Genomic DNA, 23,275 nt, shown 5'->3' with positions numbered 1-23,275 from the left:
CCCGGGTTCATCGTCCCACACCGGCGGTCGCCGCGGGTGGTACCGCGGGCGGGCGGCGCGGTGAGTTCGCCCCCTTTTTACCGGGCGACCACGTTCCCCATCGGCAACGCGTATGACTGCGACCCAGAGCAACCTCGCCGGCCTCTCGCGGTTCATCTTCCGCGCGCCGTCGTGGTACACGTCGGTCGCGTTCGCCCTCCTCCTCGCGGCCGTCGCCGGCGTCGGCGCGTTCGAGCGCCCGGAGACGTCGGTCGTGTGGCGCGGCGTGCTGTTCGTCGGGCGCGACGCCTGGGAGGGCGTGTTCTTCATCGGGATCCCGACGGTCGTCGCCGGGCTCGCCACCGCCTGGGTCGACCGGCTCGTCGGCGGGAAGCTCACGCCGAACCGCTCGTCGCTGCTCGCGCTGGTGTGTGAGGTCGTCATCGTCGCCTTCCTCGCGGTGGGCGGGCTCGTGGCGTACCTGACCCCGCTGTCCCAGCGGTTCGTCTTCGACGTGCTCGTCGTCGCGCTGGCGTCGGTGTTCGCCGTCCGCCTGCTCGTGATCATGGCCGTCTCTCGGTCGTCGCTCCCCGTGGCTGCGGTGCCCGCGAGCATTCAGACCGCCGTCGCGGCGCTGCTGCTGTTCGTCTACAGCGGCACCCTTCGCCTGCTCGAGGTGGGCGGCCCACTGCTCGACACGTTCCTCATGCCGTATCTCGCACGTCCGGAGGAGGCGCCGCCCGAGCTGTCGGCGATCAGCCCGGACCACTTCCTCGTGCTCGGGCTCACGTGTGCGCTGTATGCGGCGGCGGTGTGGACGTTCCTCTACGTCGTGGACCGACCGTGGCGTAACACGCTCGGCGTCTCGGTGCTCGACTTCCTGCAAGGGTTCATCGGCCACGTCGCCGAGGGAAGCCGGGAGCTGGAGGACTTCTTCGAGCAACTGGGCGAGGAGGCAGTCGTTCCCGTCACCGTTCTCGCGTTCCGTACGGCCGACGGTGAGGAGAAGGCTCGCTGGGTGCTGCCGATGATCCACCCCGGCCCGATGGGAGAGATCGGTGGCGGCAACCTGCCGGTCCGGGTCGCGGCCGCGACCGACGGGCTCGCGTTCCCGCCGCACGCGACCGCCGGACACGACTTCAACCTCGTCACCGAGCGCGAGGTCGACACCGTCATCGAGGCGGTCGACCGCGCCCACGAGCGGCTGACGTACTCCTCGGAGGCGACGGAGAGCGTCCGCACGACGGCCGGCGAGGTGTCGCTGTTGGGACAGGCGTTCGACGACGACGCCCTGCTCGTCTCGACGTTCGCTCCCGGCTTCGCGGACGACGTGGACTACGCCGTCGGGCTGTCGACGGCCGCGGAGGCGCGCACCGAGGGGCTCGACGACGTGCTGCTCGTGGACGCCCACAACTCCAACAACGGCCTCGAGGGCCCCGATCTCGGGCACGTGACGCCGGGATCGACGCGGTCGTTCGACATGATCCAGGCGGCGCGCCGTGCCGCCGAGCGACTCGCGGTCGCGCCGCGTGGGGACCTCTCGGCCGGCGTCGCTTGGGAGCGAACCGAGTGGACTCCCCAGGAGGGGATCGGACCGCTCGGGATCCGCGCGATGGTGACCGAGGTCGACGTGGACGGTGACGGCGCCGACGGCGAGGACCCGGACGCCGGGCCACAGACGACCGCCTACGTGCTCGTCGACGGCAACAACATGGAACCCGGCCTGCGGGGTCACCTGGTCGACGCCGTCGTCGAGGCGGTCGACGCCGACGAGGCGGAGGTGATGACGACGGACACCCATATCGTCAACACCGTCGAGGCCGACAATCAGGTCGGCGCGGCCATCGATCGGGACGCCCTCACCGACGTGGTCGTCGAGGTGGCGAGTCGGGCGGCCGCGGACACCGAACCCGTCGAGGCGGGGATGGCGACCGAGCACGCCGAGGTGACGGTGTTCGGCAACGACCGGACCGAGTCGCTCGCGAGCCACGCCAACGCCGCGGTCTCGATGGGCGGCGCGCTGGCGGCGGCGGTCATCCTCGCGTCGCTGGCCATCTCGATGCTGCTGTTCTTCGTCACTGGGGCGTGACCGCCGCCCGTCCGGTCCCACCCGTCCCGTACGGCCCGTACTGCTCGACGGTCAGTCGATCCGGAGTCCCGATCCGTCAGCGCCGACGCGGACGAACCGACCGTCGACCGCCGCGATCCCGCCGTCGACGGACGGATCGGCGCCGACGTGCGTGAGGTCCTCGGGGTCGATCCCCAGCGCGTCTGCGACGCGCTCGAACGCTCGCCGGTCCGGCTTGCGCCACCCGCAGGCGACGCTGCTCACGATCGCGTCGAAGTCGTCGCGCGAGAGATCCGAGCGGACAAGAACGCGACCGACCAGCTCGGGCACCGCACAGTTCGCGAGCAGGCCGACCGGGCCGTCCTCACGTGCACGAGCGACCGCGTCGGCCGCCCCGCTTCGGGTGGTAACCGTCGGGTCGAACGCGGCGACGACGGCCCGCCGGGCGGCGTTGCCCGGGGCGTCGACGCCCCGGGACGCGAGCGCCCGGCTCACGTGTGCCGGGAGGGGGACCTCCGCGCCCGCGGGCGCATCGACGTGCGTCTCGCGATAGGCGTCCGTCCAGTCCTCGGGCACGTCGACGCCGCGGTCCCGGAGTTCGTCGCCGACGGCCCCCGCCGGGTCGTCGGGGAGGTCCGCGTCGACGAGAGTGTCGAAGAGGGCGAAGGAGACGGCGCTCACGAACGGCGGTGCCCGCGGCGGCGACATGAATGTATCGAGGTGGGACCCGTGATTCGATATCGCGGACAGTGATATATCTGATCGCGCGTCTCCCCGCTCCGCGGTTCGAGACTGCCGCGACGGATCGGTAGAACGGCGTTTCAGAGGTTCTCGTGGCGGACCGCTACCGGATGACGTTCGACTCCAGATCCCGCGGGAAGTAGGTGAGCCACTCGACGCCGTTCTCGGTGATCGCGATGGTGTCCGAGTGACGGTAGCCGTACTCGTCGGTGTAGATCCCGGGCTCGATGGTGTAGATCTGGCCGGGGGCCATCGCGGCGTCGTCCTCGCCGACGTGCTCGTACTCGTCCCATCCCCGATCGATGTACGGAGGCTCGTGGCCGCCGAGGCCGATGTTGTGCCCGACGTGGTGCTGGGCGGTGTCCTCGATGCCCTGCTCCAGGAAGTAGTCGTGAACCGCCTCGTCGACGCCGGCGATCGACTGGCCGGGGCCGAGCGCGTCGATCGCGATGTCCTGTGCCTCCAGCATCAACTCGAAGTAGTGGACCTGCTCGTCGGTCGGTTCGCCGACGAACATCGTTCGCTCCAGTTCCGAGTGATAGCCGTCGACGTTGGCGGACGCGCCCGTGATCAACACGTCGCCCTCCGAGAGCCGTTCGTTCGGGGTGTGGCCGTGCGGAAGGGCGGTCTCCTCGCCCGAAATGTAGCCCGCGTGGACCGGGCCGCTCCCCCGGGTTCGCACCGCGTAGCGATCCCCGAGCGTGTCGAGCATCGCGCGCGAGGCCTCCGTCGTGGCTCGTTGGCTCACCGTCACCGGGTGGGCGCCGACCTCGGTGTAGTCCGCGAGGTGGCGGTGCGCGAGGTTCGCCCACTTCGCCGACTCGCGCACGAGGTCGACCTCCGCGTCGGTCTTCTCCCAGCGCATGCGATCGACCCACGACTGCGAGTCCACCTCGACGAACTCCGAGAGCGAGGGGCCCTCGTAGCCCATCACCCCGGGAGCGCCGTCGGCGTCGGACACGACCGAGTCGACGCCCATCCCCTCCAGCATCGCCGCCGCCGTCTCGATCGGCTTCCCCTGCGGGTAGTCGAAGTAGCGATGCACGGCGTCGATCCGGGGGTTCGGCTCCACGCGCTCGACCTCCAGGCGCGGGACCGTGATCTCCATGCGGTCCTCCGTCACCGCGAGGACGACCGGCCGCTCGGTCTGGATGTGGTGAAAGCCCGAGAGGTACTCGATGCTCGTCGCGCCGAGGAACGTCGCCGCGTCCGCGTCGGTGTCCGCGAGCCGCCCGCGCACCTCCGCGAGCCGCGCGTCGAACTCCGATTCGGGGAGCTTCGTTGCCATGGCTGCGGGGTTCGCCGCTCGCGAAATAAGCCTCGGGGAAGCGGCGCCGGGTGCTGCTGTGTCGGCCGGGCACAAGACGTAAACTAACTACTGCTATATCGAATGTCCGTATTGCGCGATCACGCGGCTCCGTCGTCGGCGTCGATGCCGCCGAGTTCGGGCGCCGCGTCGTCGCCGCGAGCCTCACGGACCTTGCCGACCGCGACGGCGACGACGTAGATCGCGACGGCGACGAGGACGATGACGCCGCCGGCGGTCGCCTCGCCGTAGTAGGAGAACCCGATGCCGAGCAGGACGGCGAGTTCGGCGAGGACGACCGACGTGAGCAGCGATCCCGTGAAGCTCCGGGACACCTGTGTCGCGCCCGCAACGGGGACGACGAGCATCGCGGCGACGAGGATGACGCCCATGATCTGCATCGCGCCGACGACCACGAGCGCCGTGAGCATCACCATCACGCGGTTGTACCACTTCACGGGGATCCCCGACACCTCGGCGGCCGTCTCGTCGAAGGTGACGTACAGCAGTTGGTTCCGCGTGAGCGCGACGGTGGCGACGATTATCCCGAACAGCACGAGGAGGATCGCGGCGTTCTCCGCCGACACCGTCGCGAGGTTGCCGAAGAGGTACTGGTTGATCCCGACCGCGAGGCCGCCGGCGTTGAGGCTTATCAGCACCGTCCCGAGCGCGAACCCGGTCGAGAGGACGATCGCCATCGACACGTCGTTGTAGGCGTCGGTCACCTCCGAGATCACCTCGATCAGCAGCGCGGCCAGAACGGCGACCACGACGGCGGTGAGGTACGGCGAGACGCCGAGGCTGAACACGCCGTTGAGGAACAGCCCGACGGCGACGCCCGCGAACGCGGTGTGCGCGAGCGCGTCGCCGATGAGCGCCAGCTGTCGGTGGACGAGGAACGTCCCGATGAGCGGCGCCATCACGCCGATGCACAGCCCGACGAGGATCGCGCGGTGCATGAAGCCGTACCGGAGCAGCTCCAGTCCGGTCGCGTCCCCGAGCGCGGCCATCAACAGCGACCAGAGTTCGAGGAGGAAGTAGATCGGCGCGAGGACGGGATCGAGCGGGCTCCCGCCGGACTGCAGGAGGATCGCCGCCGGCGACGCGGTCGGCGGGTCCGCGACGGCCGCCGCGAGCGCTCGGACGGCCCCGGTCGGGAACGTCATCGGTCGCCCCCGAGGACGCCGGCAGCGGCGCCGAACGCCCGCGCGAGGGCGTCGCTCCCGACGAACTCGTCGGTCGGTCCGTCGAAGTACACCTCGCGGTTCAGACAGACGACGCGGTCTGCATGATCGACGACGGCGCCGAGGTCGTGCTCGATGAGCAGGACGGTGATGCCGTCGTCGTTGAGCGACTCCAGCAGGTCGTAGAACGCCTCCACCGACTCGGCGTCGACGCCGACGGTCGGCTCGTCGAGCACGAGCAGGTCGGCCTCCCCCGCCAGCGACCGGGCGATGAACGCCCGCTGGCGCTGCCCGCCCGAGAGCCTCGTGATCCGGCGGTCCGCGAACGCGCTCATGCCGACCGTCGCCAGCGCCTCGTCGACGACGGCCCAGTCGTCGGACGAGAGCCGCCCGAACCCGACGTGCGGGAACCGGCCCATCTTCACCACCTCGCGGACGGTGATCGGCATCTCCTTGGCGGCGCTGGCGTGCTGGGAGACGTAGCCGACGCGCTCGCCGTCGTCGAAGGCGTGGGACGGCTCCCCGAACAGGCGGGCCTCGCCCTCGTCCGGGCGGAGGAGGCCGAGCATGAGCTTCATGAGCGTCGACTTGCCCGACCCGTTCGGACCGACGACGGCGACGTACTCGCCCGCTTCGACCGCCAGGTCCACGTCCTCGATCACCGGCGCGGCGGTGTAGCCGAACGTCACGTCGGACAGCTCGATCACCGCGTCGCCCTCGCCGGCGGCGCCCGGGGACGTCCCCTGTCCGTTGCGCTCGGCGACGACACGCCCCGCGTTCTCGCCGGTCGTCATTCGAAGTTCCTCCACTCCTCGTTCCAGCCGTCGTAGCCGGCCTCCTCGGGCGGCGTGTTCCCGAGAACGACCTCGAAGGTGGGCATGTTGATGTTGTACGCGATCTCCTCGTATCCCCACTCGTTCTCGACCCAGTTCTCACGCACGCCCGCGTACGGGGTCACCGGGTAGTACGCCTCGACGTCGGTCTCCGCGAGGAGCTGTTTCGCGGGACGGCGCGTCTCGAAGACGCCCGCGCCGATGTAGCGGATGTCGTTCTCGTCGATGACGCGCTTCGCATCGGTGATGTCGGACGGCTTCACGTCGCCGCTCGCGGCGAGGTTGACCACGAGCGGGCGCATCTGCACGCCGTAGCGGTCGGCGATGTACTGGAACGCGTTGTGCGCGGCCAACTGGACCACGTCGCGGTCGGTGGCATCGAAGATCGCCTCGTAGTCGGCGTCGATGCGGTCCAGCACCTCCGTCCTGTACGTCGCTGCGTTGTTTCGGAAGGTGTCCTCCTGATCGGGCGCCAGCTCGACGAGTCCCTCGACGATGTTGTCGACGGCGGCCTTCGCGCGCTGTGGGTCGAGCCAGAAGTGGGGGTCCCTCCCGCGTCCCTCGCCGACGCCCTCCTCGTCTCGGTCCAGGCTCTCGGCCAGCGGGACGAGCTCGATCCCCTCGCGGACGTTGATGAGCTGCGTGTCGACGCCGTCGTCCCGCAGCGTCTGAATGGCGCGATCGGCCCAGGGCTGGAAGTCCTTCCCGACGTGGATGAACGCGTCGGCGTCGACGATGTCGCGGGTGACGCTCGCGTCCGGCTCCCACCCGTGGCCGTGCAGCCCGGTGGGAACGAGGTTCCGAACCGTGATCGGCGTGTCCGCCGCCACCTCCCGCGCGAAGTCGTAGAAGCTGAAGAAGGAGGCGACGACCGTCGGGCCGTCGGCGCTCCCGTCGCCACCGGCGGTTCCGCCCGTGTCGCCGCCGCTCCCCGCCACGTCGCCCAGACAGCCCCCCAGCCCCGCCGCGGCGAGGCCAGCCCCCCCAGCGAGGACCCGCCGTCTGGTCGTTCCCGGCGAACCCGCCGGGTCGCGTGTGTCGGTCATACTCACTCGTACGAGCGCGACCGAACTGTATAGTTGTTCCGAACGAACGAAAAGATTAGACTAGTCTAACTCACCACCGATCGTGGACGTGTTCCGCCACGTGCTCCTCGTACACGTCGCGAACGACGCCGTGGAGTCGGTGGTGGAGCGGGTCGAGACCGGCGGCGGCGACGTTGCTCTCGATGTGCGCCGGGGAGGTGGAGCCGGGGATGACCGTCGAGACGGCGTCGAAGTCGAGGATCCAACGGAGGGTGAACTGCGGGAGCGTCATCCCCTCGGGGACGTGCGGCTCCAGCGCCTCGACGGCGTCGACGCCGGCGTCGAGGGGAACGCCGGCGAACGTCTCGCCCACGTCGAACGCCTCGCCGTCGCGGTTGAAGTTGCGGTGGTCGTTCTCGGGGAACTCCGTGTCGCGGTCGATCGTTCCGGTGAGCAGTCCCGAGGCGAGCGGCACGCGGACGATGACGCCCACGTCGCGGCGGGCCGCCTCCTCGAAGAACAGCTCCGCCGGGCGCTGCCGGAACGGGTTGAAGATCACCTGCACCGTTTCGACGCCGGGGTACTCGATCGCCTTCAGTCCCTCCTCGACGCGCTCGACGCTGACGCCGTAGTGCTCCACCTTTCCGCGTGCGCGCAGGTCCGCGAGCGCGTCGAACACGCCGGGGTCGTAGTACACGTCCGTCGGCGGGCAGTGAAGCTGAAGGAGGTCGAGGGTGTCCTCGCCGAGGTTCTCCCGGGAGCGGTCGACGAACCGCTCCAGGTTCTCCGCCGTGTAGCCCTCCGCCGTGTGCGGGTCGAGCCGGCGCCCGGCCTTCGTCGCGACGGTCACCTCGTCGTGGGCGTCGCGTTCGTCCAGCACGTGTCCGATGTGGCGCTCGCTGCGGCCGTCGCCGTACACGTCGGCCGTGTCGAGGAAGTCGACGCCGGCGTCGAGGGCGGCCCGGACGGCCTCCCGGCCAGCCTCGTCGGACACGTCGCCCCAGTCGCCGCCGATGTTCCACGTCCCGAGTCCGATCTCGGTCACTGCTCCCACGTCGCCGAGTTCGCGGTGTCGCATACCCGGGCGGTCGACGGCGACGTGTAAGACGGCTGGGATCGCGGCACCCGCGACGCCGCGACGACGGCGCGTGGACGCCACACGCGGTGGCCGTGCGACCGTCTTACGCGTTGGAGATGGGGCGCGTCCGTGGGAGGATCCGGACGGATCCGTGGGATAGATTGATATGCATCCTGTCGGAATTGGGCGGGTATGAGCAAGATAACCTTCCGCGCGGACGCGGACCTCGTCGACCGCCTCGAGGAGCTCGAGGGGTCCAAGAGCGAGGTCATGCGGGAGGCGCTCCGCGAGTACCTCGACGCCACGGAGGGGCGGAGCGACGGCGCCGACACCCCGGCTGCGGACACGCGCGAGCCATCCGGGGCCGACGCCGGCACCGCCGGATCGCTCGACGACGCGCTCGCGGCCCGCGTCGACGAGCTGGTGACGGCCCGGCTCGACGAGGAGTTCGGGACGCGCCGCGGAGACGCCGCGGCCGCCGGCCGAGCGCGGCCGTTCGGCGTCCCCGGCGGGGCCGGCGACCGCGTCCCGTCGGTGAACCTCACGGTGAACGTCGACGGGGCCGGCGCCGCGGTCGATCCGTCCGCCGACGCGTCGGGGCCCGCGGCCACGGCGGAGGACGCGCGACAGGAAACGACCGCGACCGACGAGCCGACCGCGAGCGGGGAGTCGCGCCCGGCGGACGCGGGGGCCGAGGCGTCCGACGGGGGAGCGAGGGGCTGCCCGCAGTGCGGCGAGGACCTGTCCGACGACCACGTCTTCTGTCCCAACTGCGGCGAGAAGGCGACGCGCCGCCTCTTCTGTGAGTGCGGCGACGAGGTCCGCTCCGACTGGGGGTTCTGCCCGGGATGCGGGCGTCGGACCCCCGCCGCGGACGTGCTCGACGCGCCGTAAGACGACCCGGCGGTTCGACCGCCCCCGCCGTCCGATGTAAGACAAGTTGACGGCATCGGTCATACAACCGCCGACATCTTTATATACAAACGGTATATTGGTACTGGTGCGTAAGACGACCTGTCTTACAGGGGCGTCGGGGCGGGGAAACTCCGACGCCGGCTGGGGGCCACGCATGTGCGTGCCGTCGTCTTACCGGGGGAATGAACCAATGGAGCGTGTGACACTACGAATCCCGAAACAGCAGATCGAGGAGGTCGAACAGATGGTCGAGACGGGGGAGTTCCCGAATCGCAGCGAGGCGATCCGGTCCGCCGTCCGCGACATGCTCAACGAGCAGGCCGACACGTCCGGCGAGCGCACGCGCGGCGAGCGCAGCAAGCGCAGCTGGGCCAAGGTGTAACCGATGCAGGACATCGTTCAGGACGCGCTGGCGAACGCGGAGGCCGAGCAGCGCGACATGTCGGCGGTCGGCGACGACGACGACGAGTTCGGGGAGCCCCGGATCGTCATCGTCGGCGCGGGCGGCGCGGGGAACAACACGATCAACCGGCTGTACAACATCGGCGTCGACGGCGCCGAGACGGTCGCGATCAACACCGACAAGCAGCACCTCAAGATGATCGAGGCCGACACGAAGATCCTCGTCGGCAAGTCCCTCACGCAGGGGCTCGGGGCGGGCGGCGACCCCTCGATGGGCGAGCGCGCCACCGAGATGGCCCAGGGCACGATCAAGGAGGTGCTCGGCGACGCGGACCTCGTGTTCGTCACCGCCGGCATGGGCGGCGGGACCGGCACCGGCGCGGCGCCGGTCATCTCGAAGATCGCCAAGGAGCAGGGCGCCATCGTCGTCGGCATGGTGTCGACGCCGTTCAACGTCGAGCGCGCCCGCACGGTGAAGGCCGAGGAGGGCCTCGAGGAGCTCCGCAACGAGGCGGACTCCATCATCGTCCTCGACAACAACCGCCTCCTCGATTACGTCCCGAACCTGCCGATCGGGAAGGCGTTCTCGGTGATGGACCAGATCATCGCCGAGACCGTCAAGGGCATCTCCGAGACCATCACCCAGCCCAGCCTGATCAACCTGGACTACGCGGACATGTCCACGATCATGAATCAGGGCGGCGTCGCGGTGATGCTCGTCGGCGAGACCCAGGACAAGAACAAGACCCAGGAGGTGGTCAACGACGCGATGAACCACCCGCTGCTGGACGTCGACTACCGGGGCGCGTCGGGCGGTCTCGTCCACATCACCGGCGGCCCCGACCTCACGCTGAAGGAGGCCGAGGGCATCGCCGACAACATCACCGAGCGCCTCGAGGCGAGCGCGAACGTGATCTGGGGCGCGCGCATCCAGGAGGAGTACAAGGGCAAGGTCCGCGTCATGGCGATCATGACCGGCGTTCAGAGCGCGCAGGTGCTCGGCCCGAGCACGCAGAAGCAGGCCGACAAGTCGCGCCAGAGCATCGAGGGCGGGGAGGCCTCGGAGCTCGACTTCGACGCGAAGGCAAACGCGGAGGCCGGCAACGGTCAGGAGGCCGCCTGGCAGTCCGACGGCGGCCGCGAGGAGTCCACCGAGCGGAGCAACGGTCTCGACGTCATCCGCTGACGGCGACGCCGACGCGTCGGCGGTGGAACCGGCGGCGGCAACGAGACGCGATCGACGGGACGGCGAACCGGTCCGGCCGGGAACGGCCGTTTTCCGGATCGACATCGACTCTCTATCGCTTTCCACGGGTGACAGCGACGGATACGGGCTCTCGAGCGACCTTGCCGTTTACGCCAACGAGACGGCCTTCGAGCGCGTTTACGCCGCGCCGATCGCGTCGACCAGCTCGCACTTGCGACACACGTCGCGGGCGGTCTTCGACCCACAGCGCTCGCACGGCGACAGGTCGGGGCCGTCGCCGTCGTCGTCGCGGTACTCGTCGGCGAGCACGCCCGACAGCTCCTCGTAGCCGGCCATGATCGAGTGGCGAACGCCCGGGTGGCGCTCCTCCATGTCGAGCAGGAGCTCCTGGATCTCCCCGCGGTACGCCTCGCTGGCGTGCGGGCACTCCGCCATGTGCGAGGGGAGGTCCCGGAGGTGACAGTACAGGGCGACCTCCTTCTCGGGCACGTCGCGCAGGGGCTTCGCCCGCGGGACGAAGTGATCGCTCTCGCGGCGCTCGGTGAACGGGCCGATGGAGGCGTCGAAGTGCTTGGCCATCTGGGCCACGTCGCCCTCGAGGAAGTTCATCAGGGCGGTCTGGGCCTCGTCGTCGAGGTTGTGACCCGTGAGGAGCTTGTCGGCGCCCAGGTCCTCGGCGTACGTCTCCAGCAGGTCGCGGCGGAACACGCCGCAGTAGGCGCAGGCGGCCATGTTCTCCGGGTCGTCCTCCACCACGTCGTCCATGCGGACGCCGAGCTCCTCCTCGTAGCTCACCACCTCGTGGCGCATCTCCAGATCGCCCGCGAGTTCCTCGCAGGCGACGAGGGACTCGTCGCGGTACCCCTCGATCCCCTCGTGGATGGAGAGGGCGACCAGCTCGATCCGCGGGTCCTCGGCGAAGGTCTCGTCGAGGATCGTCGCGAGGACGACGCTGTCCTTCCCGCCGGAGAGGCCGATCACCCAGCGCTCGGGGTCCTCGGGGGTCGCGTCGTCGGGGAGCAGGTCGTCCTCGCGGACGCGACGGCGGACTCGCCGCTCGACCGACTCCCGGAAGTGCGACTCACAGAGGTGTGCTCCCGAGTAGGCGGCGTGCATCACCGCGTCGGCGCCGCACCTGTCGCAGTCCATTGGCGGCAGGTTGCGGCGGCGCGGGCATACCCGTTTCGCACGGGCGGCGTCGGGGTCCGAACGTCGTCCGACGGAGTGGGACCGGAGCGCCCGTCGATTCAGGGCGCGACCGTCGCCTCGCCGTACAGCGGCACGGTGACCACGAGCAGGACCAGCGCGCCGCCGACCGCGATCGCGCCGGCCGCGATACGCACGGCCGTCGGCCGGGAGACGACCGCGCGGCCGGCGACGAGGATCAGCATGAATCGCGCGAGGAGTTCGACGTTGCCGCCGGCGTTGCCGAGGCCGCCGAGGCGAAGCACCGACACCGCGGCGGCGACGGAGCCGACCGCGACGGCCGCCGCGACCGCCGTCAGACGGCGGCCGCTCCCGGGAGCGGTGGCGACGAGGGCGACGAGCGTGACGTTCGAGAGGGCGATGAGGGCGACGAAACCGGCGACCGCGGCCGGCGAGGACCAGTTCGGGAACAGGGGTTCGAACACGGTCGCGGTCACGCGGCCCGTTCACTTCACCGCTCGGCCGGCCGGCGCGGACGGCGGCGCCGACGGCGGATCGGTCCCCGTCCGACGCCGGACGCGACGCGTAAGACGCTTCACCGGCGCGTGCCGAGGCGAGGGCATGGAGCGCGAGGCGGCCCTCGATCGAGTGGAGGCGATCATCGACGCCGTCGACGAGGGGCCGATGCCGGTGCCCGTCCGCGAGGTGTGGGTGTACGGCGACGTGGCGCTCGGTCTCGACCCGATCGAGCGGCTGGACGTGTACGTGACGAAGGACCTGCTCATGCGGAGCGACGACCCGGAGGCCGCCGAGGAGTTCGAGCGATCGCACGGCGTGAAGGGGATCGGGAGGTCCGTCTCCGCCGAGTGGGCGCGCGAGCACCCCGAGCACATCCGCGCCAACGACAACGGCCACGCCGCGCCAGAGAAGTGCCTCGCGGCGCACCTCCTGCCGGAGGACGAGCCGATCCACCTGGAGGTGTGCAACGCGCCGTTCGACCGGAACGTCAGACAGCGCCTGCGGAGCGCGCTCGACCGCGGGGCGTACGAGCAGGTGCTCGACCCGCGCGGCGTGCAGCTGTACGGCGAGGGCCAGCGCGCGGCGGAGACGATGGCGAGACTCCGGAACGGCGAACTCCCGTTCCCGACGCTGTCGGGCGCGTTGGAGATGCTCGAGGTCGACGAGGGGGAGGCCGCCGAGATCGCCGAGGCGATGGCGTCGTATCGCGAGCGACAGGAGGGCGCGACGGTCCGCGGCGACGTGGTGTAGGACGGCCACCGTCGACTCGGCCGATACGTGACACGTCGCCTCAGACCCGGCCCACGGTCACGTCGAACGGCACCGTCTCGACGCGCTCGTACTCCCGGTTCTGCGCCTGTCGTGCCGCTTCGCGACCCATCTCGCGCCACGCGCTCCGGAGCGCGTCGTAGCCGTCCCCGCCCCTGTCTTCGTCTCCGTTTTCGTTACCGCGATCGGTCCCGTTCTCGCCGTCGTCGTCGAGCGCTCGCCGGAGCTCCGTCTCGTGGTCGGCGAGGCCCGCGCCGCTGGCTTTCCTGGTGATATCCGTGAGGTCCGCCTCCGTGTACGGGGGCTCGACCCGCTTCTCGTGTCGGTAGCGGCGCGAGTCGATCTCGGAGAGGTCGGCCTCGGCGAACACCTCGCGCACGCGGTCGCCCATCGCCACGTCCGTCTCGACGCCGGCGATGTACGCCTCGCGGACGCTCGCCTCCAAAGAGGCCTCGCTCTCGACTGTCGAGGTCACCTCCACGTCGGCGTTGTCGGGTTCGACGGCCGCGACCAGTTCCGAGGAGACGCGGGCGAACTCCCGCACCGCCGCCGCGGGCTCGGGGAGGTTGATCAGAAGCGCCTGACAGACCACGAGGTCGAACGCGTCGTCCGAAAACGGGAGACGAGTCGCGTCGCCGGTACAGTAGTCGACGTCGTGGTCGACCCGACCGTCGAGGGTCGTCTCGTCGCCCGCGTCCCGTGCGGCCGCGAGCAGGTCCGCGTCGGCGTCGACGCCGACGACTGCCGCCTCCGGCGCCTCCTCGGCGAGCACGCGGGTGAGTTCGCCCGTCCCACACCCCACGTCGAGGACCCGGCGTCGACCGTCGAGATCGAGGGGCGCGAGCGCCTCGCGAGATTCCCACATCCCGCGGCGCGTGCGTTCGAGGTAGTCCGCAGTGAAGCGACGCATCGGCTGTTCGTCCGTTGCTGGCGGGCCGGCGGTGATAAGTCGGGGGATCGATCCCCGCGGTCGTCGCGATCGCCGCCGGGTTTCATGCCGGCTGTACGCGTATCGACGGTGATGAACCACGAGATACAGCGCGAGCGTGCGGAGGCGCTTCGCGCGCTCCATCACGCAGACGGGCCGCTCGTCCTCCCCAACGCGTGGGACGCCGCCAGCGCGATCCTCTTCGCCGATGCCGGGTTCGACGCGATCGGGACCACGAGCGCCGGGATCGCCGCCTCGCGGGGCGTGCCAGACGGCGAAGTCCTCTCGCGTTCGGGGATGCTCACGGTCGTCGAACAGATCGCCGACGCCGTCGCGCTCCCGGTCACCGCCGACATCGAGGCCGGCTACGGCGACACGCCGGGCGCGGTGTTCGACACCGTCGCGGCCGCCATCGACGCCGGCGCCGTCGGCGTCAACCTCGAGGACGGAACCGGCGACCCAGACGACCCGCTGGCCCCCGTCGACGACCACGTCGCGGCGATCCGGGCCGCCCGTGACGCCGCCGAGGACGCGGGCGTCCCGGTCGTCGTCAACGGGCGCACGGACGTGTTCTGGCTCGGCGTCGGCGACGAGGGCGACCGACTCGACCGCGCGGTCGACCGCGCGAACGCCTACGCCGACGCCGGGAGCGACTGTCTGTTCGTGCCCGGCGTCTCCGACATCGAGACGATCCGGGGGCTCGTCGACCGTCTCGATGCCCCGCTGAACGTCCTCGGGGGACCGGGGGCGCCGCCGGTCGACGCGCTGGCATCGGCGGGGGTCGCGCGGGTGTCGGTCGGGTCCGGTCCGATGCGCGCGACGCTCGGACTGCTCGGCGAAGTCGCCGCCGAACTCCGCGAGGAGGGGACCTACGAGTCGATGGCCGGCGGTATCCCGTACGACGACCTGGAGGCGTTGTTGGAGACGGCCGCCCGGCAGCGATCGTAACCGCCGAGGATCGGGACGGTCGCGAGTCGGGAAGGCGCTCGCGAACCGCGAAAGCACTCGTCGGTCAGTCCGTCGGCGAGGTGCCGCTCAGACCGATTCTTCGAGGTCGTACAGGTCGCCGTACTTCGTGGTCACGTAGTCGACGAAGTAGTCGGCGGTGAAGTCCTCGCCGGTGGCCTCGCGGACCAGCTCGTTCGTCTCGTAGCGGCTGCCGTGCTCGTGGACGTTCTCGCGGAGCCACTCCTGCAGGGCCTCGAAGTCGCCCTCGCGGACCGCCCCGTAGACGTTCCCGATGTCGTCCTCGGCGGCGTTGAACAGTTGGCTCGCCAGCACGGACCCCAGCGAGTACGTCGGGAAGTAGCCGAAGTTGCCGTGGCTCCAGTGGATGTCCTGCAGGCAGCCGTTCGCGTCCGTCTCGGGGCGGAGCCCGAGGTACTCCTCGTACTTGTCGTTCCAGACCTCCGGCACGTCCTCCACGTCCAACTCGCCCGAGATGAGGGCCTTCTCGATCTCGAAGCGGATGACGATGTGGAGGTGGTAGGTGAGCTCGTCGGCCTCGACGCGGATGAGGTTGTCCTCGTACACCTGGTTGGCCGACTCGTACGCCTCGCGGGCCGTCGCGTCGGTGTCGAAGCGCTCCGCGAACTTCGGCGTCACCAGCTCCCAGAACGCGGGCGAGCGACCGACGTGGTTCTCCCACAGCCGCGACTGGCTCTCGTGGACCGAGAGGTCGCGCGACTCGCCCAGCGGTGTGCCGAAGTGCTCCTCGGGCAGGCCGAGGTTGTAGAACGCGTGGCCGAACTCGTGGACGGTGGCCATCAGGCCGCCGAGCGGGTCCGACTCGTCGTAGCGGGTCGTCACGCGGCAGTCGTACACGTTGCCGGAGGTGAACGGGTGCGAGGAGGGGTCGAGTCGCCCGCGGTCCCAGTCGTAGCCGAGCGTCGAGAGCACGTCACGCGAGAGGTCCTCCTGTCCGTCGGCGGGGAACTCGCCGTCGAAGGCGTCGGTGGTCACGTCCGCGTCCGACTGGCGGATCTCGTCGATCATCGGGACGAGCGTCTCCTTCAGGGTCTCGAGGACGTCCTCCGCCTGCGAGAGGGGAAGACACGGCTCGTAGTCCTCGAACAGCACCTCGTAGGCGTCGCGGTCGGGGTCGATGTGCTCGGCGTACTCGCGCTTCAGCTCGACGAGCTCCTCGAGGTACGGCGCGAACTGCTCGAAGTCGTCCTCGGCCCGGGCCTGCTCCCAGGCGCCCAGCGCCTCCGTCGAGGTCTCGGAGATCTCCTCGACCAGCTCGGTCGGGACCGCGTTCGCGCGCTCGAACTCGCGGCGGGCCTCGCGCACGAGCGCCTCCCCCTCGGCGTCCAGATCCGTCGACTCGACCTCGTCGAGCAGCTCCGCGGTACGGTCGTCGGTGAGCAGCTCGTGGCTCAGCGACGAGAGCACCGACAGCTGCTTCGAGCGGGCGGGCGTGCCGCCCTCGGGCATCATCACCTGCTGGTCCCAGCCGAGGACGCCCGCGGCGCCCTGCACGCCGTTGATCCGCTCGAATCGCTCCACCAGTTCCGCGTACGCGTCGGCCGTCTCGGCCTCGCTCCCGCTTGCGTCGGTAGCCATCGCGCAAACCTTGCCGCCGACCTGCCTTCAACCAACCGTTACGCGAACGCGCCCGTGGCTCACACGAACGCTCCCGCGTCCTCGGCGACCCCGCGGTAGATCCGATAGCACCGGTCGAGCACCTCGTAGGACACGCTCTCTGTGTCGGTGTGTGCCTCGCCGGTCTCGGCGGCGCCGCAGATCACGCAGGCGGTGCCCGCCTCCGCGAGCCACCCGGCGTCGGTCGCGTGCGGCTTCACGACGTGTTCCGGCGCCCCCGACTGAGCGTCGCGGGCGGCCGCGAGCACCGCGTCCGCGAACGCGTCGTCCGAGCAGGCCATCGGCGGGAGGTCCTGATCGACCGTCCACTCGACGCCCTCGACCGACTCGGTTCGCTCCAGCGGCGCGCGCTCGCCCGGAACGGTCCGCTCGTCGACCGTCACCTCGCAGCGGTCCGGCACCACGTTCCACGCCGTCCCGCCGTCGATCTCGGTGACCGCGATGCTCCCCCGAACGCGCTCGCCCATGACGGTCGTCTCGGGGAAGTCCAGATCGCGCACCACGTCGACGGCGTCGCACGCGCGGTAGACGGCGTTCTCCCCCTTCTCGGGGATGCTCGCGTGTGTGCTCTCGCCGGCGGCGACGAGCGTGCTCGCGCGCCGACCCTTGTGCGCGACGACCACGTCGGTGACGCCCTCGCCGGAGTAGTTCGTCGACCCCTCGCCGACGACGGCGAACTCCGGCGCGAAGCCGTCCTCGATGGCCGCGCGGGCGCCGACGCCGCCCACTTCCTCGCCGACGAACGAGGCGAAACACAGCTCCACCCCGTCGGGGTCGGCGTCCCGGAGGGCGCACATCGCGGCGGCGACCGCGCCCTTCATGTCCGCGGTGCCGCGGCCGTACAACCGGCCGTCGCGCTCCGCGAGCACGTACGACTCGGTTCCGTCGTCGGCCGTCTCGACCTGTGAGTCGCCCGGCGGGACCACGTCGTGGTGGCCGACGAGCGCGACCGTCGGCGCGTCAGGGTCGCCGGTCCGGCCGAACACGTTGCCGTGGTCGTCGCGCTCGACGGCGGCGTCCGTCTCCGCGCGCAGCCACGACTCGATCGCGTCGCCGGCGGCGGTCGGGTCGTCGTGACTCGGGGTCGACACCAGCTTCCGCGTGAGCGGGCGGAGGCCGTCGGTCGCCGGCGCGTTCGTCCCGTCGTCGGGACCGCCGCTCGCGTCGTCGTCGCTCATACCCGTCCGACCGGCCGGCGCGAGCATAACTCCGGCGTCGCCGCGCTCGATCGCGATCCGGCCGACCGACCGCGTGCAAGCAGTCTTAAACCGCTCCCGACCCCACGTCCGGTATGAACGTCGTGCCGGACACGAGCGCGGTCATCGACGGCCGCGTGTCGGAGCGGGTCGCGGACGGGGACTACGAGGGGGCGACGGTGTTCGTCCCGGAGGCCGTCGTCGGCGAGTTGGAGGCGCAGGCCAACGCCGGCCACGACACCGGCTGGGACGGGATCGCCGAGCTCCAGCGCATCGCCGAGCTCGCCGACGAGGGGACGATCACCGCCGAGTTCGTCGGCCGTCGCCCGACCGTCGCCGAGCAGGAGGGCGCCGGCGAGGGCGACATCGACGCGTTGATCCGGGAGCTGGCGGTCGAACACGACGCCGTCCTCCTCACCTCGGACTTCGTGCAGGCGGAGGCGGGGAAGGCGACCGGCCTCGACGTGGAGTACGTCGAGCCGGTACCCCGTGGCGTCACGGAGGACGACGGGCTCGACATCGAGCGCTTCTTCACCGACGACACGATGTCGGTCCACCTCAAGACGGGCACCCACCCGAAGGCGAAGCGCGGCGACATCGCCGACCTCCACTACGTCCGGATCGACGATGCTGACGGGCCCAGCGACGAGGAGCAGATGGAGCAGTGGGCCGACGAGATCGAGGCGACCGCCCGGACGTCGACGCAGGGGTTCATCGAGCTGTCCGAGCCGGGGATGACAATCGTCCAGTACCGCAACTACCGGATCGCGGTCGCCCGGCCGCCGTTCTCGGACGCCATCGAGATCACGGCGGTCCGGCCGATCGCGAAGACGACGCTGGACGACTACGAGTTCGCGGACGAGCTTCGCGACCGCTTCACCGAGCGCCAGCGCGGCGTGCTCATCGCGGGGGCGCCCGGCGCCGGGAAGTCCACGTTCGCGCAGGCGGTCGCGGAGTTCCTCAACGACAGCGACTACGCGGTGAAGACGATGGAGAAGCCGCGCGACCTGCAGGTCTCCGACGAGATCACCCAGTACACCGCCCTCGACGGCGACATGGCCAACACCGCGGACTCGCTGCTGCTCGTCCGCCCCGACTACACCATCTACGACGAGGTGCGCAAGACCCACGACTTCGAGGTGTTCGCGGACATGCGGCTCGCGGGCGTCGGGATGGTCGGCGTCACGCACGCGACGCGTGCGATCGACGCGCTCCAGCGGTTCGTCGGTCGCGTCGAGTTGGGGATGATCCCGCAGGTCGTCGACACCGTCGTGTTCATCGAGGCCGGCGCCGTCGACACCGTCTACGACGTGACGACCCAGGTCAAGGTGCCCGAGGGGCTGACCGCTGAGGACCTCTCGCGTCCCGTAATCCAGGTCGTCGACTTCGAGACCGGCGTTCCGGAGTACGAGATCTACACGTTCAACAACCAGGTCGTCACGGTGCCGCTCGACGGCGCCGAGGGCGATCGGAGCGAGACGGGCGTCGACCGTCTCGCCAGACAGGAGATCGAGCGCGAGATCCGGTCGGTTGCGCGCGGTCACGTCGACGTGGAGCTCCAGGGGCAGAACGACGCCGTCGTCTACGTCGAGGAGGACGACATCAGCTACGTGATCGGCAAGGGCGGCGGCCGGATCACCGACATCGAGAACCGACTCGGCATCGACATCGACGTGCGCACCCACGCCGACCGTCCCGGCGGGTCGGGAAGCGCCGGCGGCGGCGCCGGCGCGGACGGCCCCGCGTCGACGCCGAAGCCGCAGGGCGAGACCGTCCAGCCGGAGATCACGAGCCGTCACGTCGTGATCCGGATGGACGAACACGTCGGCGAGACGGTCGAGGTCCGCGCCGACGACGAGTACCTGTTCACCGCGACCGTCGGCCGCGGCGGCGACATCCAAGTCTCGCGCGGGAGCGCCATCGCCGAGGAACTGGAGGACGCCATCGATCGCAAGCGGACGATCACCGTCGTCCCGGCCTGACGCCGACGCGGTCGCTCGTGCGTCGGGTTCGGTGGGGCTGACACCGGGGCCCGTCGGGATCGCACGCCGTCGGGTCCCGGGAGTTCGCGGGACGGCGCGCGGTCGTCGTCACCGCACGCGACAGTGTGGCCCCGGCTTCCGGTATGAACGTTCGTAGCGGTCGCTCCCCGTCGCGAACCGGTCGAGAACAGCGGAATCGCGTGGACGGTCGTCGGTCGGGGGCTACCGGCTCACTCGGCGCAGGTCGCTTCCTGGCCGCCGTCGGCCTCCGCCTTCTGGGGGCCGTCGAGCTGGTAGAGGTTCTGGCGGGCGTCGGCGAAGTAGACGTCCTCGTCGACGATACCGATGTTCTCGAGGCGTTCGAGAGCGTAACGGACGGTTCGAGCGGACAGCATCGACTCCTCGACGATGCCCTTCTGCGTCAACGGTCCGTTGTACTCCAGTACCTTGAACACGAGCTTCGCGCTGGGAGGGAGATCGTCGAGTGACTCCTCGTCGGTTCCGGCCATCGTTACGAATCGAAACACCGGGTACTGATAAAGGTTCACCGAATATTATTCGGTGTCCACGCTCCGGCACCGACCAAGCGAACCCCTTTTGTCGCCGGCTGGCACACCTACGTCCATGGCTACGGAATCAGCTTCGGGGCTCTCCGACCACCTGCGCGGGGTGACCGTCACCACCGTCGCGTGTCTGGCGGGGATCGCCGCGGCGCTCCTCTCCGCCTTCCTCCCGTTCCTCGGGGTCGGCGTCGACGCCGCGACGAACCGGCTCGCCCTTCTGGTGGTCGCGGCCGCGGTCTTCGTGCAGATACCGCTACTGAAGCTCCTCGGGGTGGCGATCGAGGACTTCGGCATCAAGGACAACCTGTACGTGGCGTTCATGACCTTCACGCTGTGGTTCATCTCCTACGGCATCATCCTCTCAGCGAACCTTCAATAGATGGCCGACGACAGCATCGCGGTCGTCGACCTCGATCGGTGTCAGCCCGACCGGTGCAACTACGAGTGCGCGAACTTCTGTCCGCCCAACCGCACCGGGAAGGACTGCATCGTCGAGCGCGGCGATCACTACGCGGAGGACGAACCGTACGACGGCGGCCCCGACCAGGTGTGGATCTCCGAGGAGATCTGCCTGGGCGAGACGTGCGGGATCTGCGTCGAGAAGTGCCCGTTCGACGCCATCGAGATCATCAACCTCCCGTCGGAACTGGAGAACGACCCGGTCCACCGCTACGGGGACAACGCGTTCGGGCTGTACGGCCTTCCGGTGCCCGAGCCCGGCTCCGTGACGGGGATCCTCGGGCCCAACGGGATCGGGAAATCGACGGCGGTGAAGATGCTCTCCGGGGAGCTGACCCCGAACCTCGGCGACCACGCGGACGAGGCGACGTGGGACGCGGTCCTTGAGCGATTCAAGGGGACGGAGCTCCAGAACTACATCGAGCGCGTCATCGAGGGGGAAGTCGAGGTCGCCCGCAAGCCGCAGTACGTCGACCAGATCCCCAAGCAGTTCGACGGCAACACCCGAGAGCTGCTCGAACGGACCGACGAGCGCGGCGTGCTCGACTCCCTCGTGGAACGGCTCTCGATCGGCCCGGTGATGGACCAGGACATCGACTCCATCTCCGGCGGCGAGCTCCAGCGCGTCGCGCTGGCTGCGACGCTCGCGCGCGACGCTGACTTCTACTTCCTCGACGAGATCACGCCGTATCTGGACATCGGCCAGCGCATGACGGCCGCGCGGCTCATCCGCGAACTCGCCGACGACGGCGAGCGCTCGATGATGGTCGTCGAGCACGACCTCGCGATCCTCGACCTGCTGGCGGACACGCTCCACGTCACCTACGGCGAGCCGGGCGCGTACGGCGTCGTCACGGATCCGAAGTCCACCCGCAACGGCATCAACGAGTACCTGAAGGGGTACCTCGACAACGAGAACATGCGGATCCGGCCGGACTCGATCACCTTCGACGAGCACGCGCCCCGCGAGATCACGCGCTCGCAGGTGCTGTTCGAGTACCCCGACATCGAGAAGTCGTACGGCGACGGGGAGTTCTCGCTCTCGGTCGACGGCGGCGCCGTCCACGAGTCGGAGGTGCTGGGGATCGTCGGCCCCAACGGTATCGGGAAGTCGACGATGGCGAAGCTGTTCGCCGGGCAGCTCGAACCCGACGAGGGCGAACTGGACTTCCAGCTCGACATCGCGTACAAGCCGCAGTACATCGAGATCGACCAGCCGATGCGCGTCGACGCGTTCCTCTCGTCGATCGCCGACGACTTCGGCTCCTCCTATTGGGACACCGAGATCGCCCGGCCGCTCCAGCTCAACCCGATCATGGAGCAGTCCCTCACCGACCTCTCGGGCGGGGAGCGACAGCGCGTCGCCATCGCGGCGTGCCTCTCTGAGGACGCCGACCTGTACCTGCTCGACGAGCCGTCGGCGCACCTCGACGTGGAACAGCGCGTGCAGGCGACGACCGCGATCCGCCGGTACGCCGAGAACCACGACGCGACGGTGATGGTCATCGACCACGACATCTACATGATCGACCTGCTGGCCGACCGGCTGATGGTGTTCGACGGCGAGCCCGCCGTGCACGGACAGGCGAGCCGGCCACAGGGAATGCGCTCGGGGATGAACGACTTCCTCGGCGACTTGGACATCACGTTCCGCCGCGACGAGCGGACGGGACGCCCGCGGATCAACAAGCCCGGCTCGCAGCTCGACCGCCAACAGAAGGGCGACGGCGAGTACTACTACTCCCGGTAGGCCGCTCCGCCCGTTCGATCCATGGCCGTCCGCGGGTCCGGAACGACCCGCCCTCGGGGAGGCGACGCGATCTACTCCCGCTTGTACTCCTTGCGGTACCCCTTGAACTCCGAGCGATGGGCCTCCTCCTCGGAGAGGATCGTCACCGCGAGGTCCTCGGTGACCGGGTCGTCGGCCGCCTCCGCCGCGTCGACGAGGTCGCGGTACACCGAGATGGCGCCCTCCTCGGCGTCGATGACGCCCTCGATCACCGACAGCACGTTCGTCGAGTCCTCCGGCGGCTGCAGCGAGTCCTGGCCCGCGGTGAACTCCGCCGACCCCGGCGGCCGCGCGTCGAGCTGCTTCAGTCGATTGCCGAGCTGTTCGGCGTGGGTCAGCTCCTCCTGAATGTCCGCCCGGAGGCTGTCCTTGATCTCCTCGGCGCGCACGCCGTCGAGGACGATGGCGTTCGTCTGGTAGTTCATCACCGTCTCCATCTCGTCGCCGTACGCCTCGCGCAGCAGGTCGATGACTTCCTCGGACATGACAACTCGATGTCGTCGTCCCGCGGCAATATAGCTGTCCGCCGGAGCGGGACCGTTGGAAACGTGAGACTGGAGGAGGGCGCCGATGGATGGACCGG

The 23,275-nt window shown here is 69.9% G+C and carries 22 protein-coding genes; 9 read left to right on the top strand and 13 right to left on the bottom strand.

Annotated features, from left to right (window positions below):
- Positions 1-112: 112 nt before the first annotated feature.
- Entirely contained in the window at positions 113-2,068 is a 1,956-nt protein-coding gene (locus GRX01_RS14810; protein WP_159669151.1) for a DUF2070 family protein, read from the top strand.
- A 51-nt stretch (positions 2,069-2,119) separates the two neighbouring features.
- On the opposite strand, the gene GRX01_RS14805 is transcribed toward GRX01_RS14810, so the two are convergent.
- The 6 genes from GRX01_RS14805 to GRX01_RS14780 form a co-directional block, all read right to left on the bottom strand.
- Positions 2,120-2,728 (bottom strand): HAD family hydrolase, encoded by a 609-nt coding sequence (locus tag GRX01_RS14805; RefSeq protein ID WP_321168136.1) that lies wholly within the window; start codon positions 2,726-2,728, stop codon positions 2,120-2,122.
- A gap of 163 nt (positions 2,729-2,891) precedes the next feature.
- Positions 2,892-4,076, bottom strand: a complete 1,185-nt coding sequence (locus tag GRX01_RS14800) for a M24 family metallopeptidase (protein ID WP_159669145.1) — start codon at positions 4,074-4,076, stop codon at positions 2,892-2,894.
- Between the two features lie 119 nt (positions 4,077-4,195).
- Positions 4,196-5,260: a metal ABC transporter permease gene (locus GRX01_RS14795; RefSeq protein ID WP_159669142.1), complete on the bottom strand. Its 1,065-nt coding sequence runs from the start codon at positions 5,258-5,260 to the stop codon at positions 4,196-4,198.
- Positions 5,257-6,072, bottom strand: coding sequence for a metal ABC transporter ATP-binding protein (locus GRX01_RS14790; RefSeq protein WP_159669139.1), 816 nt, complete (start codon positions 6,070-6,072; stop codon positions 5,257-5,259). The genes GRX01_RS14795 and GRX01_RS14790 overlap by 4 nt, the downstream gene beginning before the upstream one ends.
- On the bottom strand, positions 6,069-7,157 hold the full coding sequence (locus tag GRX01_RS14785) for a metal ABC transporter substrate-binding protein (RefSeq protein WP_159669136.1): 1,089 nt from the start codon (positions 7,155-7,157) through the stop codon (positions 6,069-6,071). The genes GRX01_RS14790 and GRX01_RS14785 overlap by 4 nt, the downstream gene beginning before the upstream one ends.
- 70 nt (positions 7,158-7,227) lie before the next feature.
- The gene (locus tag GRX01_RS14780) at positions 7,228-8,214 is read right to left on the bottom strand and encodes an aldo/keto reductase (RefSeq protein WP_159669133.1); all 987 of its coding nucleotides are present in this window, start codon (positions 8,212-8,214) and stop codon (positions 7,228-7,230) included.
- Positions 8,215-8,406: 192 nt separating this feature from the next.
- Here GRX01_RS14780 and GRX01_RS14775 point away from each other — a divergent pair, with 192 nt between their 5' ends.
- The 3 genes from GRX01_RS14775 (at position 8,407) to ftsZ (ending at position 10,717) form a co-directional block, all read left to right on the top strand.
- Positions 8,407-9,108 (top strand): zinc-ribbon domain-containing protein, encoded by a 702-nt coding sequence (locus GRX01_RS14775; RefSeq protein ID WP_159669130.1) that lies wholly within the window; start codon positions 8,407-8,409, stop codon positions 9,106-9,108.
- A 211-nt stretch (positions 9,109-9,319) separates the two neighbouring features.
- Complete coding sequence (locus tag GRX01_RS14770) at positions 9,320-9,511, top strand: ribbon-helix-helix domain-containing protein (protein WP_073306558.1); 192 nt, start codon at positions 9,320-9,322, stop codon at positions 9,509-9,511.
- Positions 9,512-9,514: 3 nt separating this feature from the next.
- The gene (gene ftsZ, locus GRX01_RS14765; RefSeq protein WP_159669126.1) at positions 9,515-10,717 is read left to right on the top strand and encodes a cell division protein FtsZ; all 1,203 of its coding nucleotides are present in this window, start codon (positions 9,515-9,517) and stop codon (positions 10,715-10,717) included.
- 198 nt (positions 10,718-10,915) lie between these two features.
- Here ftsZ and ncsA read toward each other — a convergent pair whose 3' ends face one another.
- Together ncsA and GRX01_RS14755 are read right to left on the bottom strand one after the other, a co-directional pair.
- Positions 10,916-11,887: a tRNA 2-thiolation protein NcsA gene (gene ncsA, locus GRX01_RS14760; protein ID WP_159669123.1), complete on the bottom strand. Its 972-nt coding sequence runs from the start codon at positions 11,885-11,887 to the stop codon at positions 10,916-10,918.
- A 98-nt stretch (positions 11,888-11,985) separates the two neighbouring features.
- The gene (locus tag GRX01_RS14755; RefSeq protein ID WP_159669120.1) at positions 11,986-12,369 is read right to left on the bottom strand and encodes a hypothetical protein; all 384 of its coding nucleotides are present in this window, start codon (positions 12,367-12,369) and stop codon (positions 11,986-11,988) included.
- A gap of 136 nt (positions 12,370-12,505) precedes the next feature.
- Here GRX01_RS14755 and GRX01_RS14750 point away from each other — a divergent pair, with 136 nt between their 5' ends.
- Positions 12,506-13,153 (top strand): DUF7095 family protein, encoded by a 648-nt coding sequence (locus tag GRX01_RS14750; RefSeq protein WP_159669118.1) that lies wholly within the window; start codon positions 12,506-12,508, stop codon positions 13,151-13,153.
- Positions 13,154-13,193: 40 nt separating this feature from the next.
- On the opposite strand, the gene GRX01_RS14745 is transcribed toward GRX01_RS14750, so the two are convergent.
- Positions 13,194-14,081, bottom strand: coding sequence for a class I SAM-dependent methyltransferase (locus tag GRX01_RS14745; RefSeq protein ID WP_159669115.1), 888 nt, complete (start codon positions 14,079-14,081; stop codon positions 13,194-13,196).
- A gap of 111 nt (positions 14,082-14,192) precedes the next feature.
- Here GRX01_RS14745 and GRX01_RS14740 point away from each other — a divergent pair, with 111 nt between their 5' ends.
- Entirely contained in the window at positions 14,193-15,047 is an 855-nt protein-coding gene (locus GRX01_RS14740) for an isocitrate lyase/PEP mutase family protein (protein WP_159669112.1), read from the top strand.
- Between the two features lie 87 nt (positions 15,048-15,134).
- Here GRX01_RS14740 and GRX01_RS14735 read toward each other — a convergent pair whose 3' ends face one another.
- Together GRX01_RS14735 and GRX01_RS14730 are read right to left on the bottom strand one after the other, a co-directional pair.
- Entirely contained in the window at positions 15,135-16,664 is a 1,530-nt protein-coding gene (locus GRX01_RS14735) for a carboxypeptidase M32 (protein WP_159669109.1), read from the bottom strand.
- A gap of 59 nt (positions 16,665-16,723) precedes the next feature.
- On the bottom strand, positions 16,724-17,881 hold the full coding sequence (locus GRX01_RS14730) for a M20 family metallopeptidase (protein ID WP_159669106.1): 1,158 nt from the start codon (positions 17,879-17,881) through the stop codon (positions 16,724-16,726).
- Between the two features lie 113 nt (positions 17,882-17,994).
- On the opposite strand from GRX01_RS14730, the gene GRX01_RS14725 reads away from it, so the two are divergent.
- Positions 17,995-19,881 carry a PINc/VapC family ATPase gene (locus GRX01_RS14725; protein WP_159669103.1) on the top strand — a complete coding sequence of 629 codons (1,887 nt, stop codon included), beginning with the start codon at positions 17,995-17,997 and terminating at the stop codon, positions 19,879-19,881.
- A gap of 230 nt (positions 19,882-20,111) precedes the next feature.
- Here GRX01_RS14725 and GRX01_RS14720 read toward each other — a convergent pair whose 3' ends face one another.
- Positions 20,112-20,390, bottom strand: coding sequence for a MarR family transcriptional regulator (locus tag GRX01_RS14720; RefSeq protein ID WP_159669100.1), 279 nt, complete (start codon positions 20,388-20,390; stop codon positions 20,112-20,114).
- A 115-nt stretch (positions 20,391-20,505) separates the two neighbouring features.
- Here GRX01_RS14720 and GRX01_RS14715 point away from each other — a divergent pair, with 115 nt between their 5' ends.
- Positions 20,506-20,823, top strand: coding sequence for an EMC6-like membrane protein (locus tag GRX01_RS14715; protein WP_159669097.1), 318 nt, complete (start codon positions 20,506-20,508; stop codon positions 20,821-20,823).
- Positions 20,824-22,653 carry a ribosome biogenesis/translation initiation ATPase RLI gene (locus GRX01_RS14710; RefSeq protein WP_159669094.1) on the top strand — a complete coding sequence of 610 codons (1,830 nt, stop codon included), beginning with the start codon at positions 20,824-20,826 and terminating at the stop codon, positions 22,651-22,653. It begins immediately after the preceding gene.
- 71 nt (positions 22,654-22,724) lie between these two features.
- On the opposite strand, the gene GRX01_RS14705 is transcribed toward GRX01_RS14710, so the two are convergent.
- Entirely contained in the window at positions 22,725-23,177 is a 453-nt protein-coding gene (locus GRX01_RS14705) for a ferritin-like domain-containing protein (RefSeq protein WP_159669091.1), read from the bottom strand.
- Positions 23,178-23,275: the final 98 nt, after the last annotated feature.

The organism is Halobaculum saliterrae, from assembly GCF_009831625.1.
In the GTDB taxonomy this organism is placed as follows: Archaea; Halobacteriota; Halobacteria; order Halobacteriales; family Haloferacaceae; genus Halobaculum; species Halobaculum saliterrae.
This window is presented reverse-complemented; position numbering and strand designations above follow the sequence as displayed.

What these genes read in the sequence shown, in the direction of transcription:
- ftsZ (WP_159669126.1), top strand. Translation starts at nt 9,515, where the DNA reads ATGCAGGACATCGTTCAGGACGCGCTGGCGAACGCGGAGGCCGAGCAG.
- GRX01_RS14795 (WP_159669142.1), bottom strand. Translation starts at nt 5,260, where the DNA reads ATGACGTTCCCGACCGGGGCCGTCCGAGCGCTCGCGGCGGCCGTCGCG.
- GRX01_RS14705 (WP_159669091.1), bottom strand. Translation starts at nt 23,177, where the DNA reads ATGTCCGAGGAAGTCATCGACCTGCTGCGCGAGGCGTACGGCGACGAG.
- GRX01_RS14720 (WP_159669100.1), bottom strand. Translation starts at nt 20,390, where the DNA reads ATGGCCGGAACCGACGAGGAGTCACTCGACGATCTCCCTCCCAGCGCG.
- GRX01_RS14730 (WP_159669106.1), bottom strand. Translation starts at nt 17,881, where the DNA reads ATGAGCGACGACGACGCGAGCGGCGGTCCCGACGACGGGACGAACGCG.
- GRX01_RS14775 (WP_159669130.1), top strand. Translation starts at nt 8,407, where the DNA reads ATGAGCAAGATAACCTTCCGCGCGGACGCGGACCTCGTCGACCGCCTC.
- GRX01_RS14710 (WP_159669094.1), top strand. Translation starts at nt 20,824, where the DNA reads ATGGCCGACGACAGCATCGCGGTCGTCGACCTCGATCGGTGTCAGCCC.
- GRX01_RS14745 (WP_159669115.1), bottom strand. Translation starts at nt 14,081, where the DNA reads ATGCGTCGCTTCACTGCGGACTACCTCGAACGCACGCGCCGCGGGATG.
- GRX01_RS14810 (WP_159669151.1), top strand. Translation starts at nt 113, where the DNA reads ATGACTGCGACCCAGAGCAACCTCGCCGGCCTCTCGCGGTTCATCTTC.
- GRX01_RS14770 (WP_073306558.1), top strand. Translation starts at nt 9,320, where the DNA reads ATGGAGCGTGTGACACTACGAATCCCGAAACAGCAGATCGAGGAGGTC.
- GRX01_RS14780 (WP_159669133.1), bottom strand. Translation starts at nt 8,214, where the DNA reads ATGCGACACCGCGAACTCGGCGACGTGGGAGCAGTGACCGAGATCGGA.
- GRX01_RS14790 (WP_159669139.1), bottom strand. Translation starts at nt 6,072, where the DNA reads ATGACGACCGGCGAGAACGCGGGGCGTGTCGTCGCCGAGCGCAACGGA.
- GRX01_RS14725 (WP_159669103.1), top strand. Translation starts at nt 17,995, where the DNA reads ATGAACGTCGTGCCGGACACGAGCGCGGTCATCGACGGCCGCGTGTCG.
- GRX01_RS14715 (WP_159669097.1), top strand. Translation starts at nt 20,506, where the DNA reads ATGGCTACGGAATCAGCTTCGGGGCTCTCCGACCACCTGCGCGGGGTG.
- ncsA (WP_159669123.1), bottom strand. Translation starts at nt 11,887, where the DNA reads ATGGACTGCGACAGGTGCGGCGCCGACGCGGTGATGCACGCCGCCTAC.
- GRX01_RS14800 (WP_159669145.1), bottom strand. Translation starts at nt 4,076, where the DNA reads ATGGCAACGAAGCTCCCCGAATCGGAGTTCGACGCGCGGCTCGCGGAG.
- GRX01_RS14785 (WP_159669136.1), bottom strand. Translation starts at nt 7,157, where the DNA reads ATGACCGACACACGCGACCCGGCGGGTTCGCCGGGAACGACCAGACGG.
- GRX01_RS14740 (WP_159669112.1), top strand. Translation starts at nt 14,193, where the DNA reads ATGAACCACGAGATACAGCGCGAGCGTGCGGAGGCGCTTCGCGCGCTC.
- GRX01_RS14750 (WP_159669118.1), top strand. Translation starts at nt 12,506, where the DNA reads ATGGAGCGCGAGGCGGCCCTCGATCGAGTGGAGGCGATCATCGACGCC.
- GRX01_RS14735 (WP_159669109.1), bottom strand. Translation starts at nt 16,664, where the DNA reads ATGGCTACCGACGCAAGCGGGAGCGAGGCCGAGACGGCCGACGCGTAC.